This window comes from Paucibacter sp. B51 (assembly GCF_027863535.1).
GTDB classification, from domain to species: Bacteria; Pseudomonadota; Gammaproteobacteria; order Burkholderiales; family Burkholderiaceae_C; genus Paucibacter_A; species Paucibacter_A aquatilis.
The window spans coordinates 3,958,391-3,975,737 of record NZ_JAPIVN010000001.1 but is presented as its reverse complement, the minus strand read 5'-3'; the positions used below and the strand labels follow the sequence as shown (position 1 = coordinate 3,975,737).

Here is a 17,347-nt window from a genome sequence, read left to right as displayed (position 1 = left end):
GGTGAGGGCGGTTGCCTGGCACCGGGTCTGCCCTGATGCCTGCACAGTTGTGGGGCGCGCGGGGCTGCACGGTGCAGGAGGCGGATTCGCCAACCATCTTAAGAATGCTTCTTGAGTGGGCATCGCTCAGTTAGCGTGCCCAAAAACGCATTTTTCAAGCCATCTGACTCGGGCTCACACCAGGTCTTTGGAGGGGCGTGAGCATGCGTCCAGCCAAGCTATCTTGACTGGCTGATCCAGCTTGAAGCAATGTCCGCTGCGCCCAGCGATGCTGAGGCGTGCTGGCGATGGGGCGCGTCCAGAAGCGATGCGAGTTCGTTCTCCTTCGAAGCACGCTGTTCGAAGGAGTGAAGGCGGCATTGCCCTACAAGGACTAAACCGCGACTGCGCCCTTGATGTGGGGGTGCGGTTCGTAGTCGGTGAGCTGGAAATCCTCGAGGACATAACCGTCTAACGAGTCCGGCTTCCGAACAAGGTTCATTTTGGGAAGCGGGCGCGGATCGCGCGTCAATTGCAGCTTCACTTGCTCGAAGTGATTGCTGTAAATGTGAACATCCCCCCCCGTCCAAACGAAGTCGCCGGGTTCCAAATCGCATTGCTGCGCAAGCATCAACTGCAGCAGCGCATAGCTTGCGATATTGAAGGGCACGCCCAGAAACACATCACAAGAGCGCTGATAGAGCTGGAGGTGAAGCTTGTTTCCGATCACAGCCGTCTGGAAAAGACAATGGCAGGGAGCGAGTTTCATCTGTTGGAGCTCGCCCGGGTTCCAGGCAGTAACGAGCTGACGGCGTGAGTTTGGGTCGCGCTTGATTTGCTGAACTAGCTCAGCAATTTGGTCAATAGTGCGCCCGTCCGAAGTCGTCCAGTGGCGCCACTGTTTTCCATAGACCGGCCCAAGGTCGCCATTCTCGTCGGCCCATTCATCCCAAATGGAGACCTTGTGCTCCTTGAGCCATTTGATGTTTGTGTCTCCGCGGAGGAACCACAGGAGCTCAACGATGATGGATCGCAGATGCAGCTTCTTGGTCGTCAGGACTGGAAATCCCTTCGCCAGGTTGAACCGCATCTGATGTCCGAAGACAGCGCGCGTGCCGGTCCCGGTCCGGTCTGGCCGGTCGGTTCCCTCATCCATTACGCGTTGGAGTAGCTCAAGATATTGCTGCATGGGATGTCGCGTCCAGGTTAGGCCGGTGACTGCGGTCACCTTGACTTGTATACGTTCATTGCCCGCCGGACAGAAAGCTATCCGCAGGCGGCTTTTATGGCTGGTCAGTGGGGGGTCGGATGTGTACCGGTACCCATCGAAATTTGCACGCTGTAGGCCGCACCCTGGCGGCTGTTCTCGCGCGGCCATTCGTCCCAGACGGTGTCGCCGCGTTCCGGCAGCGATTTCACCTTCGAGGCACCGCGCAGGAGCCGGGGGAGCTCCTGGATGATCGACTTCAGCTGCCCCGCCGTGGTCGTGGCCCGTGCAAAGCCCGGGCTCGGATCGACGCGCATCTGGGGACCGCGCGACGAGCGCGTGCGCTTGCTGGTGCCGGTGCGATCGCCCTTGTGCGCGCCATACTCCAAGACATGGTGCATGAAATCCTCAAACTCGCGAGGTGCGACGCTGCTGCAGATGTACATGGGGCGGGATTCTAGAGCTGCGGGCTGCATCCAGCGGGGTCTGTCACAGGCAAGCGCCGTTCAAGCTGCGATGATGGCGCGTCTGGTTTGCCGCCAAGGCATGCGCTTCCGCCCAATTTCATCCCATCCCATCTCATCCCCTCCCATTGAAATCTACGGTCCTATGTTGATCAAACGTCTGCTCATCGCTTTGCTGGTTCTGGTGCTTCTGGCTGTGGCCTATTTTTACGCTGCCTTGAATTGGAGCTACTCCAGCGGCGAGCGGGCGGGTTGGATTCAGAAGCTGTCCAAGAAGGGCTGGATCTGCAAGACCTGGGAGGGCGAGCTGGCTTTGGTGTCCATCCCGGGCAGCTCCACCGTCGAAAAGTTCCAGTTCACGGTCGCCAATGACGAGACCGCCGCCGCCCTGACCGAGGTGATGGGCAAGCGCGTGAGTCTCCACTACGAGGAGAAGGTCGGCCTGCCCACCAGCTGCTTTGGCGAAACCCGCCATTACGTGACCAAGGTGACGGTGGCTTCGGACATTTCCTTGTCACCGGGCGTGGTGGTGCACACCAGTCCCGCTGCTGCATCGCCCGCACCCGCAGCCTCGGGCGCCAGTGCCCAGCCTTGAGTGCCGGCCAGCGGCGACGGTCAGGACAGAAACATCTGCCTCAGCTCGCGCCGCGGTGCCGGTGAGGCGGCCTCGAGCCCGTAGCCCACGCGGGCCAGCATTTGCACGGTCTCGGGGCTGTCTTCGCTGCAGGCCAGAAGCTGGCGCAGGGCGCGCAACTGCGGGCGGACTTCGGCGTACTCCTGCAAGGCCTGAGACAGCGGATGCATGTCCAGGCCGGCCGCGCAGGCGCGCAGATGGCTGCGTACATAGGCTCGACCGCAGCGCAGCTGGGCGGCGCGTGAGTTGTCTTCGCTGACGATCCAGAGATAGCCGCTGGCGGTCTCAAAAGCGGCCCAGCGCTTGCGGATCTGCGCCATGCTGCTGCTGTCAGCCCGGGGCACTTCGAAGCGATTGAACAGGCCCAGCGCGGCGCTGAGCCGCACCATGCCGCCCATCAAGGCGATGCCGTCCCGGTGCTGCTCCACTTCGGCCGGGCCGATGCGCATCAAGCGGGCGGATTCCAGATAGGTGCGCGGGGTCAACATCTCGGTCTCGAAGGCCTCACGCGTGATGCGTCGCAAGGCATCCATGGTCTTGCCGTCCGTCACGGCGCCCACCCTCAGGCCCGCCCCAGCCTCCACCGCTGCATCGCGCAAGGTTTGCCATTGCTCGGCGCTGACGCTGCGGCTGCTGTCGTACAAGCCTTTGTGGGTGTGGCGGCGCCGAATCTGTGCGAACAAGGGGTCGCGCGCAAGCCCGGGTTCTGTCCTCAGGCGCAGGCGCGCAATGACCTGGCCACCCGGCAAGGTAAAGGGTGTGGGCTCACCGTTTGGGAAGGCCTCCACCTGCAGCCGAATACCTCGCTCGGCCGCGGCGATCACGGCCAGTTCGATGAAGGCGCCGCAACCGATCAGAATCTGCCGGCCCCAGGGGTCCGTCTCGGGCAGCAGGCGCTCACCATCACAGATCAGCAGGATCTGCCCGGATTCACGCAGATCGGCCAGCCAGGGCTGGCGGTTGTGCGGGTTCGGTGCCAGCAGCGCATGCGCCAGCAGCCAGTGCCTCACATCCCCAGCGATGTTTTGGACAGGTTCTTGCCATGCGCTGAGCGCAGGCGGCGGAACCTCCTGCGTGCAGCCGCTCAGGGGCAAGGCTGCCCCCACCACGCCTCCGCCCAGCAGGCGGATGAAAGCCCGCCGCGCGGGCTGCCGGCCGTCAGCGCGCGGCGACATGGGGTGGCACCGCCTGGGCCAGGAGTTGAACAAAGCGCTGGGCCACGCCATCGGCTTGCAGCCTGGCATGGCCGGTGGCCGTGTAGGCCGAGCCGATGTCCTCCATGCCTGCCCGTCCCGTGATGGCCAACGCCGCCACAGGTTCCTGGCTGACGCTGTCCAGGGCCTGCAGTTCCACGGTCACGCCACCATGCGAGAGCGGGCCGATCAAGAGCAAGGTGGTCAGGAAATTTGCGGCGGTATTGGCCAGCTGCACCTCGGTGATGGATGCCTTGATCGACAAGGTCTCGCGCGCTTCGCCCATGCTGTGCAGCTGCCAGCCGGCCGCAGTGAATCGTTGGCTGAGTGCCGCCATCAAGGCCTCGCGCAACTCGCCTCGTTGCTCCTCACTCAAGTCCACGCTGTCGCCGAATGCGATCGTCGCCGGGTCGATGCGCACCGCGCGATAGCGTTGAGGTTGGGCACTGCGCCAAGACTTGGTGCCATCGGCCTGTGTTTGCAGCTCAATCCGCGGGCTCAGGCTTTGCGTTTGTTCCGGCGCGCCGATGCTGGCGCAGCCCGATAGGACCAGGCCCAGGCTCAGTGTCATGCCCCATGCCAGGGCGCCGTGCCGCAGGGCTGTGCGCGTCTTGATGTACTTCACCATCGTGTTGGATCTCCAGTGTCCATGCCGCTTCGGACTGAAGCGACTGGGGGCACTGTCGCAAGCCCTCTGCGGCCTGCCTAGATCGGCGCGCGCAAGCCAGCTATGCCAATCTGCATGGCCCGCCTGACGCGTTCGCGATGGGAAATCAAGCGGTCTCGCCAAAGGCCGGCGGCAAGGCTTCGGCCAGAAAGTCGTAGACCCGCCGCACCAGCTTGTTCGAGCGGATCTCGCGATGCACCGCCAGCCAGCAGGGCAGGGTGGGCACGCTCACCTGCGGCAGCACTCGCCGGATCTCGGGTCTCTGGCGCGTGGTGTAGCTGGCCACAAAGCCGATGCCGGCGCCGGCCTCCAGCAACATGCGATAGGCCACCTGGTCATCGGTTCGGATGGCGAAGTCCTCGCGGCTCAGTGGCAGGCCGAGAGCGGCCAGGCCGCGCTCGATCTGTGGGTCGCTGGCATAGCCGATCAGGCTGTGTTGCAGCAAATCGGCGGGCTCGCGTGGAGTGCCCGCGCGCTGCAAATACCGCTCGTGGGCAAAGGCGCCGATCTCGATCACGCCCAGCTTGCGCGCGATCAGGGAGGTTTGTTCGGGCCGCACCATGCGAACGGCAATGTCTGCCTCACGGCGCAGCAAATTGCTGAGCTCGTTGCTGGCAATCAGCTCGATCTGGATGTCGGGCTCCTGGGCTCGCAACTCGGTCAAGACCGAGGGCAGCAGGTAGCTGGCCGCCGTCACGCTGCAGCTGATGCGCACCGTCCCCGCCGTCTGATTGCGCTGCCCGGCCAGCGAGCGAGCCAGGGCGTCAGCGCCTTGCTGCATCTGCCGCGCGGCGGCCGCGATGGCCAAGGCACTGCGGGTGGGGGTGACACCGCGGCCGGTGCGCTCGAACAGCGGTTCGTTCAGCTGCGCCTCCAGCTCGGCGATATGTCGGCTCAGCGTGGGCTGCAAGACGCCGGTGCGGCGCGCGGCGCCCAGCAGGCTGCCGGCATCCAGCACCGCCAGAAAGCTCTTGATCAGCGCCCAGTCAAAGGTCTCAAGCTCAGGATGTGTGGCCATGTCGATGCGGCGAGGATTGGGGTCCGCTGAAGCCCTGTCAGAGATCGAACTGCAGCGCCGCCAGGCGCGCATAGAGCCCGCCGCGCGCGCTCAGTTCCGCATGCGCGCCTTGCTCGACGATGCGGCCGTGCTCCATGACGATGATGCGGTCGGCGCGCTGCACCGTGGCCAGGCGGTGCGCAATGACCAGGGTGGTGCGGTCCTGCATGGCCACTTCCAAGGCGGCTTGCACCATGCGCTCGCTTTCGGCGTCGAGTGCGCTGGTGGCCTCGTCCAGCAGCAGCAGGGGCGGGTTCTTGAGCATGGCGCGGGCGATGCTGATGCGCTGCCGCTGCCCGCCGGACAGGCGCACACCGCGCTCACCCAGGAAGGTGGCATAGCCCTCGGGCAGGGCGCGGATGAAATCGTCGGCAAAGGCCGCCTTGGCGGCGGCCATCACCTCGGCATCGCTGGCCTCGGGCCGGCCGTAACGGATGTTTTCCATCGCGCTGGTCGAGAAGATCACGCTGTCCTGCGGCACCAGGCCGATGGCCGAGCGCAGATCGGCCAGGCGCAGGCGATCGGTGGGCACGCCGTTGAGCAGGATGCGGCCGCTTTGCGCCTCATAAAACCGCAGCAGCAGCTGGAACACCGTGCTCTTGCCGGCGCCGCTGGGGCCGACCAGGGCCACGGTTTCGCCCGGGGCAATTTCCAGATCGAAGTCCGCCAGGGCTGCCTGTGCGGGGCGCGAGGGGTAGTGGAACTGCAGGGCTTGCAGGCTCAGGGCCGTGCCGCCCTGGACCGAGGGCAAGGGCAGGGGATCGCGGGCTTCGGCCACGGGTGATTCGCTGGCCAGCAGCTCCATCAGGCGCTCGGTCGCGCCGGCCGCGCGCTGCACATCTCCAAAGACCTCGGCCAGCACCGCCACGCTGCTGACCAGCAGGATCACATAGACGACCGTCTGGCCCAGATGGCCGGCCGTGATCTTGCCTGCCAGCACGGCTTGCGTGCCCTGGTACAGGCCCCAGAGCAGGGCGGCAAAGGTGGCGGTGATGATGAAGGCCACCAGGCCCGAGCGCACCTTGGTGCGCTTGCGGGCGGTGTCGAAGGCGCTCTCGCTGGCGGCAGCAAAGCGGGCGGCCTCGGCCTTCTCCTGGGTGTAGCTCTGAACCACCGGCACGGCATTGAGCACCTCGGCCGCGATGGCGCTGGTGTCGGCCACCCGGTCTTGCGAGGCGCGGCTGAGCTTGCGCACGCGCCGGCCGAAGTACAGGGCCGGCAAGACCACCAGCACCAGAATGCCCAGCACCTGGCCCATGACCAGCGGGTTGGTCGCCACCAGCATGATCAGCGCGCCGATGCCCATGACGGTGTTGCGCAGGCCCATGCTGAGGCTGGAGCCCACCACCGTCTGCACCACCGTCGTGTCGGTGGTGATGCGGCTGAGCACCTCGCCGCTCTGCGTGGTTTCAAAGAACTCGGGGCTTTGCTGCAGCACATGGCGGTAGACCGCGTTGCGCAGATCGGCCGTCACCCGCTCACCCAGCCAGGTCACCATGTAGAAGCGCCCGGCCGAGAACACACCCAGCGAAGCGCCCACCATGAAGAGTGCCAGGAAATGCTCGCGCATGGCCATCAGGCGCTCGCCATGGTTGCTGGCTCCGCCCAGGCCCTGATCCACCAGCTGGCGCAAGGCCATGGGAAAGGCCAGGGTGGCCAGGGCCGCGAGCAGCAAGAACAGCAGGGCCGCACCGATGCGCAGGCGATAGGGCCGCAGAAAAGGCCAGAGGCCGCTCAAGGAACGCGGATGCGCCCCGGGGCGAGCGGCTGCTTTGGTGCCATCGGCCGCAGCCAGAGTGGCGCGGGAGCTGGAAGGCAGGGTGGCAGGCGTGGCGGCAGGCGAGGTGGCAGAGGATGACATGCAGCGCAGTGTAGACAGGACAGAGGAGGGGGCGCGAGGTGCACGAAACGCAAGAGGATGCGTGCTGAGCACGCCGGCGCTTCGGGCTCCGAGCGAGGGGCCTGGGGGTGGGGATCGCAGCAGTTGAGATGGGGTGGCCTGCCCCATCCACAAGCCCTGGCTTCGGTGAGCTTTTCCTTTATTTGACTTGACAATGATTGCCTAGGCAAATAAATTGCCACCGATGCCCAAAATCAAAACTCCTTCGGCCGCCCCTGAGCCCGGCCAGCACCCGGGCCCAGATGTGGGTGCCAGCGCGGAAGCGGGTCTCGACCCCGCTGGTCATCCGCGCTTTTATCAGTCGGCCAGCTACCGCCGCGAAGACAGCTTGGGCTGGCTCTTGCGCAAGCTCAAGCAGTCCATCGTCCATCAGGCAGGCCGCCAGCTCGGCGATCATGGCCTGACCCATGCGCAGTGGGGCGTATTGATGGTGCTGCGCTTTGGCAGCAACCACTGCACGACCACGGCCCTGTGCCGCGAACTCGATGCCGACGCGGGTGCGCTTTCGCGCTTGCTGGACCGCCTGGAAGCCAAAGGCCTGGTGCTGCGAGAACGCTTGGCCGAAGACCGCCGCGTGGTCCAGGTCTCCTTGACCGACGCCGGCTTTGCAGCCTCCGACCAGCTTCCGGCCTTGCTGTCCGATGTCTTCAATGCCCACCTCAAGGGCTTCAGCCACGCCGAATGGCAGCTGCTGCTCAGCATGTTGCGCCGAATGATTGACAACGGCGAAGCGCTGCGCCGGGCGCAAAGCACCCCGGACATCGACTGATCGCCGCCGCCCAGGCTGCAGCGGCCGCGCCGTTGAAGGGCCACCTTGCCGGGTACGCGGCATCCCCTTTCTCTCGAATTCATGACCATGCTTGCACACCCCTTCAAACGCTTGACCCTGGCGCTGAGCTTGCCGACCCTTTTGGCGGCCTGCGCCGTGCAGCCCACGCTGACTCCAACTGCCCAGCGCCTCGATGGCTTACAAATCGGTCTCCAGGTCAACGCGGACGCCCCCGCCCATATGGCGCCGAGTAACTGGTGGACCGAGCTGAACGCGCCCGAGCTCAATGACCTGATGCAGCGTGCCCTGAGCGAAGCGCCCAGCCTGGCCCAGGCACGCGCCCGCATCCAGCGCGCCCAGGCCAGCATCGAGAACGCCGAGAGCAGCGAACGCGCCGCCGTCGGCCTGGGCCTGGACGCCGCCCGCCAGCGCTTCCCCGAGCACAGCATCTACCCGCCGCCGCTGGCCGGCACCATTCGCAACACCGCCACCCTGCAGGCCTCGGCCAGCTATGAGTGGGATTTCTTTGGCCGCCACCAGGCCGAGCTGAACGCCGCCCTGGGCAGCGCCCAGGCCGCCCGCGCCGATGCCGCCGCCGCCCAGCTGATGCTGAGCAGCCAGCTGGCGCGCAGCTATGTGCAGCTGGCCCGCGTGCTGGCCCAGCGCGAGCTGCTGGCGCGCCAGAGCGCCGAGCGCGAGCAAGCCCTGGCCCTGGTGCGCCAGCGCAGCCAGGCCGGGCTGGACACGGCCCAGGACCTGCGCGCCGCCGAGCTGCCTCTGCCTGAACTGCGCCGCCAGGCCTTGCAGCTCGATGAGCAGGCCGATTTGCTGCGCCACCAGCTGGCCGCGCTGAGCGCCCAGCCCATGGCCGCGCTGAAGGATTTGAAGCCCGCGCTGCCGGCCGCGCTGCCGCTGGCCGGCGAGGGCGCTTTGGGCCTGGACCTGCTGGGCCGCCGCCCCGATGTGGTGGCCGCGCGCTGGCGTGTGGAGGCGGCCACGGCCCAGGTCAGCAGCGCCCGCGCCCAGTTCTATCCCAATATCTCGCTGGGCGCCTTTGTCGGCTTCAACGCCATCGGTTTTGACAATCTGCTCAAGTCCGGCAGCCTGCAGTACGGTGTGGCGCCTTCCTTGCGCCTGCCCCTGTTCGACAGCGGCCGCCTGCGCGCCCAGCTGCGTGGTTCGGCGGCCGAGGCCGACGCGGCGGTCGCGGCCTACAACGGCGCGCTGCTGGAGGCTGTGCGTGATGCCAGCGACCAGCTGCGCAGCCTGCGTTCCTTGCAGGAGCAGAAAACCGAGCAGGCCGCTGCGCAAGCCCATGTGCAAGCCGCCCTGGAGCTGGCCCGCCAGCGCCACAGCGCCGGCCTGGGCAACCGCTTGGCCGTCCTGAACGCCAGCCAATCCCTGCTGCAACAGCAGCGCCAGGCCCTGGACCTGCAAGCCCAGACCCTCGATGCCCAGCTCCAACTGCTGCGCAGCCTGGGTGGCGGTTGGACCGAGGCCAAGCCCTAATACCCAATTCACGCGGCGCCGCCCGAGCGGCCCGGCGCCCGCCACCACGCACACCGAAGAGACCCAAGATCATGTCCGACATCCAAGCCTCCAAGCCCGAAACCAACCCCAAGCGCAAGAAGGCGCTGACCGTGCTGACCCTGGCCGTTCTGGCCGGCGGCATCGGCTACAGCGTTTTTGAAACCATGGTCGGCCGCCGCTACGAGCAAACCGACAACGCCTACGTCAACGCCAACGTGGTGCAGATCACCCCGCTGGTGGCCGGCACTGTGCGCGCCATCCACGCCGACGACACCGATTTCGTGCGCGCCGGCCAGCCCCTGGTCAGCCTGGACGCTGCCGACGCCCGCGTGGCCCTGGAGCAGGCGCAAAGCCAGCTGGCGCAGACCGTGCGCGAGGTGCGCGGCCTGTATGCCAACAACAGCACCCTGCAAGCGCAGATCCGCGCCCGCGACAGCGAGGTGCGCCGCGCCGAGGTGCAACTGGCCACGCTGCAAGCCGATGTGGCGCGCCGCGCGCCGCTGCTGGCCACCGGCGCCATCGGCCGCGAAGAGTACGAGCACGCCACCGCCCAGGTCGCCAGCGCCAAGCGCGCGCTGCAGACCGCGCAGTCGGCCTTGTTGACCGCCCAGGAGCAGCTGAACGCCAACCAGGTGCTGACCGAAGGCGTCAGCGTCGAGCAGCATCCCAATGTCCAGCGCGCCGCCGCCCGCGTGCGTGAGGCCTTCCTGGCCTTGCAGCGCGTGGAAGTGCCGGCGCCGGTGGACGGATGGATCGCCCGCCGCAGCGTGCAGTTAGGCCAACGTGTGGCCGCCGGTGCGCCGCTGATGTCGGTGGTGGGCCTGCAGCAGGTCTGGGTCGATGCCAATTTCAAGGAAGGCCAGCTGGCCCGCCTGCACATTGGCCAGCCCGCCACCCTGGTGGCCGATGTCTACGGCAAGAAGGTCGAGTTCAAGGGGCAGATCGCCGGCCTCGGCGCGGGCACCGGTGCAGCGTTTGCGCTGCTGCCGGCGCAAAACGCCACCGGCAACTGGATCAAGGTGGTGCAGCGCGTGCCGGTGCGCATCGCGCTCGATGCCAAGCAGGTGGCCGAGCATCCCCTGCGTGTGGGCTTGTCCATGAATGTCAGTGTCGACGTGCAAGACCAGAGCGGCAAGAGCCTGGCCGAAGCGCAAACCCGCCAGACGCCGCTGGCCCAGACTTCGGTGTTCGAGCGTCAGGACCAGGCGGCCGAAGCCGAGGTGGCCCGCATCATCAAGGCCAACCTCGGCAGCAAGGTGGCCGGCAAGGCTGCCGAAGCCCTGAAGCCAGTCACGCCGGCCGCCAAGGCCTGAGCGGCGAGACCCTCGCATGAGCAGCCTTTCCGCCTCCGCCCCCGCGTCCGACCCCCGGGCCCCGCAGGCTTCGTTGGTGCCGCCGGCGCCACCGCCGCCGCTGCAGGGCTCGGCCCTGGTGCTGGGCACCCTGGCCCTGTCCCTGGCCACCTTCATGAACGTGCTGGACTCGTCCATCGCCAATGTCTCGCTGCCAGCGATCTCGGGCGATCTGGGCGTGAGCCCGGTGCAAGGCACCTGGGTCATCACCAGCTTTGGTGTGGCCAATGCGATCTCTGTGCCCCTGACCGGCTGGCTGACCCAGCGCTTCGGCGCGGTGCGCCTGTTCACCGCCAGCGTGCTGCTCTTCGTGCTGGCCTCCTGGCTGTGCGGCTTCGCGCACTCGCTCGAGATGCTGATCGCCTGCCGCGTGCTGCAAGGCCTGGTCGCCGGGCCCATGATCCCGCTCTCGCAGACCCTGCTGCTGAGCAGCTTTCCGGCCGCCAAGGCGGGCACCGCTCTGGCGCTCTGGGGCATGACCACCCTGGTGGCGCCCGTGGTCGGGCCGCTGCTGGGCGGCTGGATCACCGACAACGTCTCCTGGCCCTGGATCTTTTACATCAACGTGCCGGTGGGTCTGTTCTCGGCCGTGCTGACCTGGCAGCTCTACCGCAAGCGTGAGACGCCGATCAAGAAGCTGCCCATCGACGGCGTGGGCCTGGCCCTGCTGGTGATCTGGGTCGGCGCGCTGCAGATCATGCTGGACAAGGGCAAGGAGCTGGACTGGTTCGCCAGCGGCGAGATCCAGATCCTGGCCGTCGCCGCGGCCGTGGGCTTTGCCTTCTTCGTCGCCTGGGAGCTGACCGACAAGCACCCGGTGGTGGACCTGCGCCTCTTTGCCCGCCGCAACTTCATCTTCGGCACGGCCACGCTGTCGATCGGCTACGGCCTGTTCTTCGGCAATGTGGTGCTGCTGCCGCTGTGGCTGCAGCAGTGGATGGGCTACACCGCGACGGACGCCGGCATGGCGCTGGCACCGGTGGGCCTGCTGGCCATCCTGCTCTCGCCCGTGGTGGGCAAGAACGTGGCCCGGGTGGACCCGCGCAAGATCGGCACCTTTGCCTTCCTGATGTTCGCCCTGGTGCTGTGGATGCGCTCCAACTTCACCACGCAGACCGATTTCGCCACCATCATGGTGCCGACGATTCTGCAAGGTGCAGCCCTGGCCTGCTTCTTCATCCCGCTGACCACGCTGACCCTGAGCGGCCTTACGCCCGACCGCCTGCCCGCCGCCGCCGGCCTGTCCAACTTCGTGCGCATCACCGCCGGGGCCATGGGCACCTCCATCTCGACCACGCTCTGGGAAAGCCGCGCCACACTGCACCACCAGCACTTGGTGGAACGCTTGGCGCAAGGCGACCCGGTCGCCACCGAAGCTATGGCTGGGCTGCAGACGGCGGGCCTGACGCCCCAGCAAGCGGCCTTCCAGATCAACCGTCTGATCGACCAGCAGGCTTTCACTCGCGCGGCAGACGACATCTTCATCGCGTCTGCCGCCATCTTCCTGCTGCTGATCGCCGGCATCTGGCTGACCCGTCGGCCGCCGAAGTTAGCGGCGGGTGCGGCGGTGGTGGATGCGGGAGGGGCGCATTGAGGTCACTCGCGACGAAGGCGCCAAAGCTGCTGCTAGCTCAGCAGTCCAAATTGCATGAGCACAGGCGCTCCATCTCTTGCCTCAGGGAGGAATTGGCTATGTACCGACAAGCCATCTGGTCAAAGCGATGCTGCAAGCAACATGCCGAATCCCACCAGCGCGACAACTCCAAGCGTGAGCACAATGACATGACATAGCATGGAGTCGTACTCCACGTATCGCCGCAGCGAGTTCGGCAATAACCGATAGATCGCTAGACCCGCCAATTCCGCCGCTGCAGCGATTGCATCCATGTACCGCTTAGCGTTTGAGCCAACCGGCCAGCGACGGCAGGACACCGAAGGGCCAGAATGAAATGAGGCACATAGGCGGCATGCCGTTGCGGGTCCGGTTGAGCGAGCGGCTAGGCATCGCTGAACGTTAACCGAGGGCCCAACCCAATGTTTGTACGAAAGACCTTTGCTCTCGGGTAGTGCTCCGTGAGAAGCGAGATTTCAGACGCTGTTCCGGAGTCCATTCGTGGGCCGAGGTATACGCCCAGTAGTTCCTCGGGATCAAATCGATAGTCTGAGAAGTAGCCTGCCTCCTGTTCCCGCTTGTACGAGAGAAGTCTCCACTCTCGCTCGTAGCTCCAGTCGGATGATTTGAAGTAAGCGGAAAGATGAGTCAGGTCGGTAACTGCCTCGCTCGTTTCGAGCACGAGGAGATTGGCCCACGTGTCTACTTCTGCGAGTGGGTTGCCAGAATCGCGGTAGGTGACTGGCACTGCTCCAAGCCAGGCGCTGTCTAGTCTATCGTCGCAAGCAAGTTCAAGAACTACCCCGCGGTACTGGTCTGCGTAGTGGTGCCACATGGCCACATGGCTAGGGCTCTCGCACAGGCAAAGAATCCTTAGCTCAGGGAGAAGTTGCTTCCAAAGTTCGCCCAGTTGACGTAGACCAACTCCCACTGGCTTTGCGGTACCTGCCTCTGACTTGAAGAGCTCGATGATCCGTCGCCTTTCCGAGTCGGGTAGGCCACCTTTGATGGCCTCTACGATTGCGCGAAGTTTTGGAGTGAGGCGCTCAGTGTTCGATGGTGGCTCCTCGACTAGTGCGACGCACTTAGCCAGGGCCGCAAGAATGATTTCTTGGGGGCTGAATGAATAAGCCAGTTCAAGCGGCACATCGAATGGATCGTTGAAGATCAGAGGGGAACTCCAGCGAAGTCTTCCGCCTGCAAGAACTGCCTTTGCGGTTGTCGCGGTGCAGTACTTGAAGAACGTGCTGCGTTCGTGTCTTCGAAGAGGTGAGCGCGGCATAGGGAGTACGCGATGCCTAAAGTGTTGTAAGTCGACGGCACACACCCCACATCACGGCGTGTGCCGTGACAAGCGGCCACGCGAAAGTTCAGGCAAGTACTTTTCGCGAAATGTTTTTCGTTCAAACACATGCTCTCCTCTCCGCGTTAATCAAGGCGACAAAAGCCGCGCTTGTTACAAATGCCAGCCGGGCACAGATGGCGCTCGACACAGACTTGCCGAGCCGCATATTGCCATCAAATCGTGCCGGCTTTGGCGTCCCAAAGCTGAAACGCGTGGACCCTTTAGGGGAGGGGCGGCGTGGACCCTCGGCCATCTCTTCGGGCAGCCAGTGTCGCGACTCTCTCCAGATTCAAAGATTGCTCGCAAACAACCTTCGCAGAAACAACTGCTTGAAGCTGTGCGCTTCATTCAAGCCCAGGCGCTCCAGCCAGGCTTCGGGCACCGGGGCTTGCGGTCCCAGGCTCTTGACGATCAGCTTGACCAGCTCGACCGGGTGGTGGCTGGCGTGTTTGAGCTTTTTGAGCGCGCGCACGATCTGCATTTCTTCGTCGCTGAGGTCGGTGCCAAAGGGGAAGTCGGGCAGCACGCCGCTGTTGCGCCAGGGGCGCAGGCGCTCGCGCAAGGTTTCGGGCAGGTTGCGCCGTGCCGCAGTCGGCAACTGGTAGTCGGCCGGCAGCTTGCCGTGGGCCTTGGCTTCGTCCATCAAGCCCTGCTGGAAGCGTGAATCGCAGACCTGCAGCAAGCGCGAGATCACCTCGGCATCGCTGCAGCCGCGCAGATCGGCCACGCCATACTCGGTGACGACGATATCGCGCAGGTGGCGCGGGATGGTGCAGTTGGCGTAATGCCAGGCGATGGAGCTGCTCAGGCCCTGGGCGTTGTCGTGCGTGGCGCGCAGCAGCAGGATGGAGCGGGCGTCCGGCAGCGCATGGGCCATGGCCACGAAGTTGTACTGGCCGCCCACGCCCGAGACCATCTGGCCCGACTCATAACCGTCTGATGATGCGGCACCCAGCAGCGTCATCTTCATCGTCGTGTTGATGAAGCGGGCGTCGCGGCGCTGGGCGCGCTTGAGTGCTTCCGAACCCCGGACGTCGCCATAGAGCTCGTTGATGTAGTGGATGCGCGTCATGGCGATGCGCTGGCGCAGGGCTTCGGGCAGCTCGCGCAAGCGCTGGTAAAAGTCGCGCGGGCCGAGGAAGAAGCCGCCGTGCATCAGCGCCGCGCGGCGCCAGCCCAGGCCTATCAGTTCGGGCGCCAAGGCCTCGGGCTGGTTGGGCCAGGTCTGGCCTTGCCAGAAGAGCAGCTGGCCGTCCGCGGCGAGCGTCACGCCGGCCTGCAGCAAGCCCTGCGATTGCAAAAAGGCCAGGTCGCTTGCGCGCAGCGGCGAGGCAATGCGCCCGCGCTCGCACAGGGCGCGGATCACGCCGGCATCGGGCGCGGCGCCCAGGCGCCCCTCCAGGGCCAGCTGCTGCAGCGCCAGATCGTCGAACACCAGGCGGCGGATCAAACCCGCATCGATCAAGCGCATGAAGCCGTTGACGAACATCTCCGAGCAGCCGTACAGGCCTTGCTCGAAACGGCCCAGCTCGCGCCCCTCCTGCCAGCCGTCGGGCGCCTCGGCCGCGCCGCCGCTGCACAGGCCGGCCAGGATGGCGCGGTAGTCGTGGTTGCGGCTGTCGCGCACGATCAAGGCCTGGGCGATGGCGTCGCCGAGCGAGCCGATGCCGATCTGCAGCGTGCCGCCGTCCTTGACCAGGCTGGAGGCATGCAGGCCGATGGCGTAGTCGGCCCAGGAGATGGCCGCGTTGGGTGGCGCAAACAAGGCATGGCTGCAGCCCGGGCCTTCAACCATGAGATCGAACAAGCGCGCATCAGCAACCGCCGGGCCGGGCATGAAGGGCAGGGCCTCGTTGACCATGGCCACGGTCAGGACCGGCTGTCCCGCGGCGCGCTGGTGTTCCAGCAGGTCAAAGCTCAGATCCGGGTTGCAGGACAGCGAGAACTCGCGCTCGCCCGTTTCCGGATTGACGCGCGCCGCCACCGCCTGGATCAGCAGATTGACGCCCTGGGCACAGATGTCGCGCACGGCAAAGCTGTAGTTGGTGCAGATGAAGCCCTGCTGCGCCGCCTCATTGCCCAGGTAATCGGCGGTCTTGAGAAAGAACTCTTGCACCGCGATGTTGTCCGGCAGCTGGCCGGCCCGCAGCGGGCCGACGTAAGCCAGATCGGGGTAGTCGGCAAACACCCGTTCGACCAGGGGTGCGAGGAAATGCTGCTCCAGCTCGCTGCGACCCTTGGGCTTTTCCAGCGACAAGGCGGTGTAGATGCGCAGGCGCCGCTCGGGCAGGGCGGCGATGCGGCGGTAGAGCGCGTTGACCAAGGGATTGGGCTTGCCGATGCCCAGGGGCAGGGCCAGGCCGATGTCGCCGGGGATGCGGCGCAGAATCTCGTCGACGGCGGCCTCCAGATCGGCGCAGTGCTGGGGCTGTGGCTTGGCGCTCAGGTCGTCGCCAGGTGCTTGGGGGGCGTTGCGATGCAGCAAATCAGTCTCCTGCGGTCTTGTCTTTGTTGTCTTTCCACTCGGGTGGATGCCACAGTTTCCGGCCCGGCCGCAAGGTGAGTCTTGACATTCAGCAAGATCGCCACAAAAGCCGGCCAAAGCGGCGAAAAGGCCTAGTGGCTTCCCCCCAAGCTATGGGGTGAGCGCCCTGGCGGCCGGCCAGCCTGTGCTGAAATGCGGGCAGCTGTGCGATCTGCGGCGCAGGCGGGCCCGTCCGGCGTCTTTCTTTGCGCCGATCTCTGCGCCGGCCTCTGCGTCATCGCCAGCCTCCCGCTCCCGCGTCCCCCAGTCTCTGATCCCTGTAGTTTTGGCTCCTGATCCCATGCAAGACGACCTGAATGTGCCGGCCTGGCTGCCGCCGCTTCGCCTCGCCCTGCAGCGCGTGGGCCCGGGGCCGCTGCGCTGGCTGTTCTGCGCCTTTGTCGGCCTGGTCTGCGTGGCGGTGTCGCAGCTGCTGGTGTCCTTGATGGGGCAGGGCGACCGTCTCAGCGCGGCCGTGGTGGCCGCCGTCTGCGGCCTGGGCCTGGCCGCACTCTTCAGCGCCAGTCTGCTGGGCCTGCTCAGCCATCTGGACCGGGCGCTGCGCTACTCGGTGCGCTACGCCACCCGCGACAGCCTGACCGGCCTCTACAGCCGCCGCCATTTTCTGCATCAGGTGGAGCGCGAATGGTCGCTGGCGCGGCGCTACGAAACCCCCTGCGCCCTGGTGCTGATCGACATCGACCATTTCAAGCGCATCAACGAGGCCTACAGCAGCCGTTGCGGCGATCTGCTGCTGCGCGAGGTGGCCGGGGTCTGCGGTGAAACCCTGCGCCACGCCGATGTGCTGGCACGTTACGGTGGCGAGGAGTTCATGCTGTTTCTGCCGCACACCGATCCGCTGGGCGCGCTCGATGTGGCCGAGCGCATCCGTGAGCGGGTCGAGCGCATGGGCTATGGCTGGAACGGGCACAGCATCCCCACCAGCGTCAGCATCGGCGTGGCCGTGCTCAAGCTCAACCACACGGGTCTGGACGATCTGCTCAACGAGGCCGGCGAGGCCTTGCACCTGGCCAAGGCCGATGGCCGCAACTGTGTGCGCGCCGGCCCGGGCCTGCTGCCCGATTCGCTGAGCGCCATCCGCGGCTGAGCGGGC

At 65.9% G+C, this 17,347-nt stretch carries 15 protein-coding genes; 6 read left to right on the top strand and 9 right to left on the bottom strand.

Annotated elements, in window-relative coordinates; translation table 11 throughout:
* Positions 1–373 precede the first annotated feature (373 nt).
* Together OOB33_RS16810 and OOB33_RS16805 are read right to left on the bottom strand one after the other, a co-directional pair.
* A complete protein-coding gene (locus tag OOB33_RS16810) occupies positions 374–1,168 on the bottom strand; it encodes a thymidylate synthase (RefSeq protein WP_271009516.1) in 795 nt (264 codons plus the stop codon).
* Positions 1,169–1,272: 104 nt separating this feature from the next.
* On the bottom strand, positions 1,273–1,632 hold the full coding sequence (locus OOB33_RS16805) for a thymidylate synthase (protein ID WP_271009515.1): 360 nt from the start codon (positions 1,630–1,632) through the stop codon (positions 1,273–1,275).
* A gap of 163 nt (positions 1,633–1,795) precedes the next feature.
* Here OOB33_RS16805 and OOB33_RS16800 point away from each other — a divergent pair, with 163 nt between their 5' ends.
* Positions 1,796–2,245 carry a hypothetical protein gene (locus OOB33_RS16800; protein WP_271009514.1) on the top strand — a complete coding sequence of 150 codons (450 nt, stop codon included), beginning with the start codon at positions 1,796–1,798 and terminating at the stop codon, positions 2,243–2,245.
* Between the two features lie 20 nt (positions 2,246–2,265).
* On the opposite strand, the gene OOB33_RS16795 is transcribed toward OOB33_RS16800, so the two are convergent.
* The 4 genes from OOB33_RS16795 to OOB33_RS16780 form a co-directional block, all read right to left on the bottom strand.
* Complete coding sequence (locus OOB33_RS16795; protein ID WP_271009513.1) at positions 2,266–3,459, bottom strand: Acg family FMN-binding oxidoreductase; 1,194 nt, start codon at positions 3,457–3,459, stop codon at positions 2,266–2,268.
* Positions 3,443–4,105: a DUF3313 family protein gene (locus tag OOB33_RS16790; protein ID WP_102766739.1), complete on the bottom strand. Its 663-nt coding sequence runs from the start codon at positions 4,103–4,105 to the stop codon at positions 3,443–3,445. Before OOB33_RS16790 ends, OOB33_RS16795 begins: the two co-directional genes overlap by 17 nt.
* Positions 4,106–4,250: 145 nt before the next feature.
* Positions 4,251–5,162, bottom strand: coding sequence for a LysR family transcriptional regulator (locus tag OOB33_RS16785; protein ID WP_271009512.1), 912 nt, complete (start codon positions 5,160–5,162; stop codon positions 4,251–4,253).
* 37 nt (positions 5,163–5,199) lie between these two features.
* Complete coding sequence (locus OOB33_RS16780; RefSeq protein WP_271009511.1) at positions 5,200–7,062, bottom strand: ABC transporter transmembrane domain-containing protein; 1,863 nt, start codon at positions 7,060–7,062, stop codon at positions 5,200–5,202.
* A 223-nt stretch (positions 7,063–7,285) separates the two neighbouring features.
* Between OOB33_RS16780 and OOB33_RS16775 the strand changes: the two genes are divergently transcribed.
* From OOB33_RS16775 to OOB33_RS16760, 4 genes are all read left to right on the top strand, one after another.
* Positions 7,286–7,870, top strand: coding sequence for a MarR family winged helix-turn-helix transcriptional regulator (locus OOB33_RS16775; protein WP_271009510.1), 585 nt, complete (start codon positions 7,286–7,288; stop codon positions 7,868–7,870).
* An 87-nt stretch (positions 7,871–7,957) separates the two neighbouring features.
* Positions 7,958–9,379 (top strand): efflux transporter outer membrane subunit, encoded by a 1,422-nt coding sequence (locus OOB33_RS16770; protein WP_271009509.1) that lies wholly within the window; start codon positions 7,958–7,960, stop codon positions 9,377–9,379.
* Between the two features lie 71 nt (positions 9,380–9,450).
* Positions 9,451–10,713, top strand: a complete 1,263-nt coding sequence (locus tag OOB33_RS16765) for an efflux RND transporter periplasmic adaptor subunit (RefSeq protein ID WP_271009508.1) — start codon at positions 9,451–9,453, stop codon at positions 10,711–10,713.
* Between the two features lie 16 nt (positions 10,714–10,729).
* A complete protein-coding gene (locus OOB33_RS16760; RefSeq protein WP_271009507.1) occupies positions 10,730–12,346 on the top strand; it encodes a DHA2 family efflux MFS transporter permease subunit in 1,617 nt (538 codons plus the stop codon).
* A 119-nt stretch (positions 12,347–12,465) separates the two neighbouring features.
* Here the strand turns inward: OOB33_RS16760 and OOB33_RS16755 are convergent, their stop codons facing one another.
* From OOB33_RS16755 to OOB33_RS16745, 3 genes are all read right to left on the bottom strand, one after another.
* Positions 12,466–12,639 (bottom strand): hypothetical protein, encoded by a 174-nt coding sequence (locus tag OOB33_RS16755; RefSeq protein ID WP_271009506.1) that lies wholly within the window; start codon positions 12,637–12,639, stop codon positions 12,466–12,468.
* Positions 12,640–12,749: 110 nt separating this feature from the next.
* Positions 12,750–13,646, bottom strand: coding sequence for a DUF2971 domain-containing protein (locus OOB33_RS16750; RefSeq protein WP_271009505.1), 897 nt, complete (start codon positions 13,644–13,646; stop codon positions 12,750–12,752).
* Between the two features lie 352 nt (positions 13,647–13,998).
* Positions 13,999–16,194: an acetyl-CoA hydrolase/transferase C-terminal domain-containing protein gene (locus tag OOB33_RS16745; RefSeq protein ID WP_271009504.1), complete on the bottom strand. Its 2,196-nt coding sequence runs from the start codon at positions 16,192–16,194 to the stop codon at positions 13,999–14,001.
* Between the two features lie 340 nt (positions 16,195–16,534).
* On the opposite strand from OOB33_RS16745, the gene OOB33_RS16740 reads away from it, so the two are divergent.
* Entirely contained in the window at positions 16,535–17,341 is an 807-nt protein-coding gene (locus tag OOB33_RS16740; protein WP_271009503.1) for a GGDEF domain-containing protein, read from the top strand.
* The last annotated feature ends 6 nt before the right edge of the window (positions 17,342–17,347 follow it).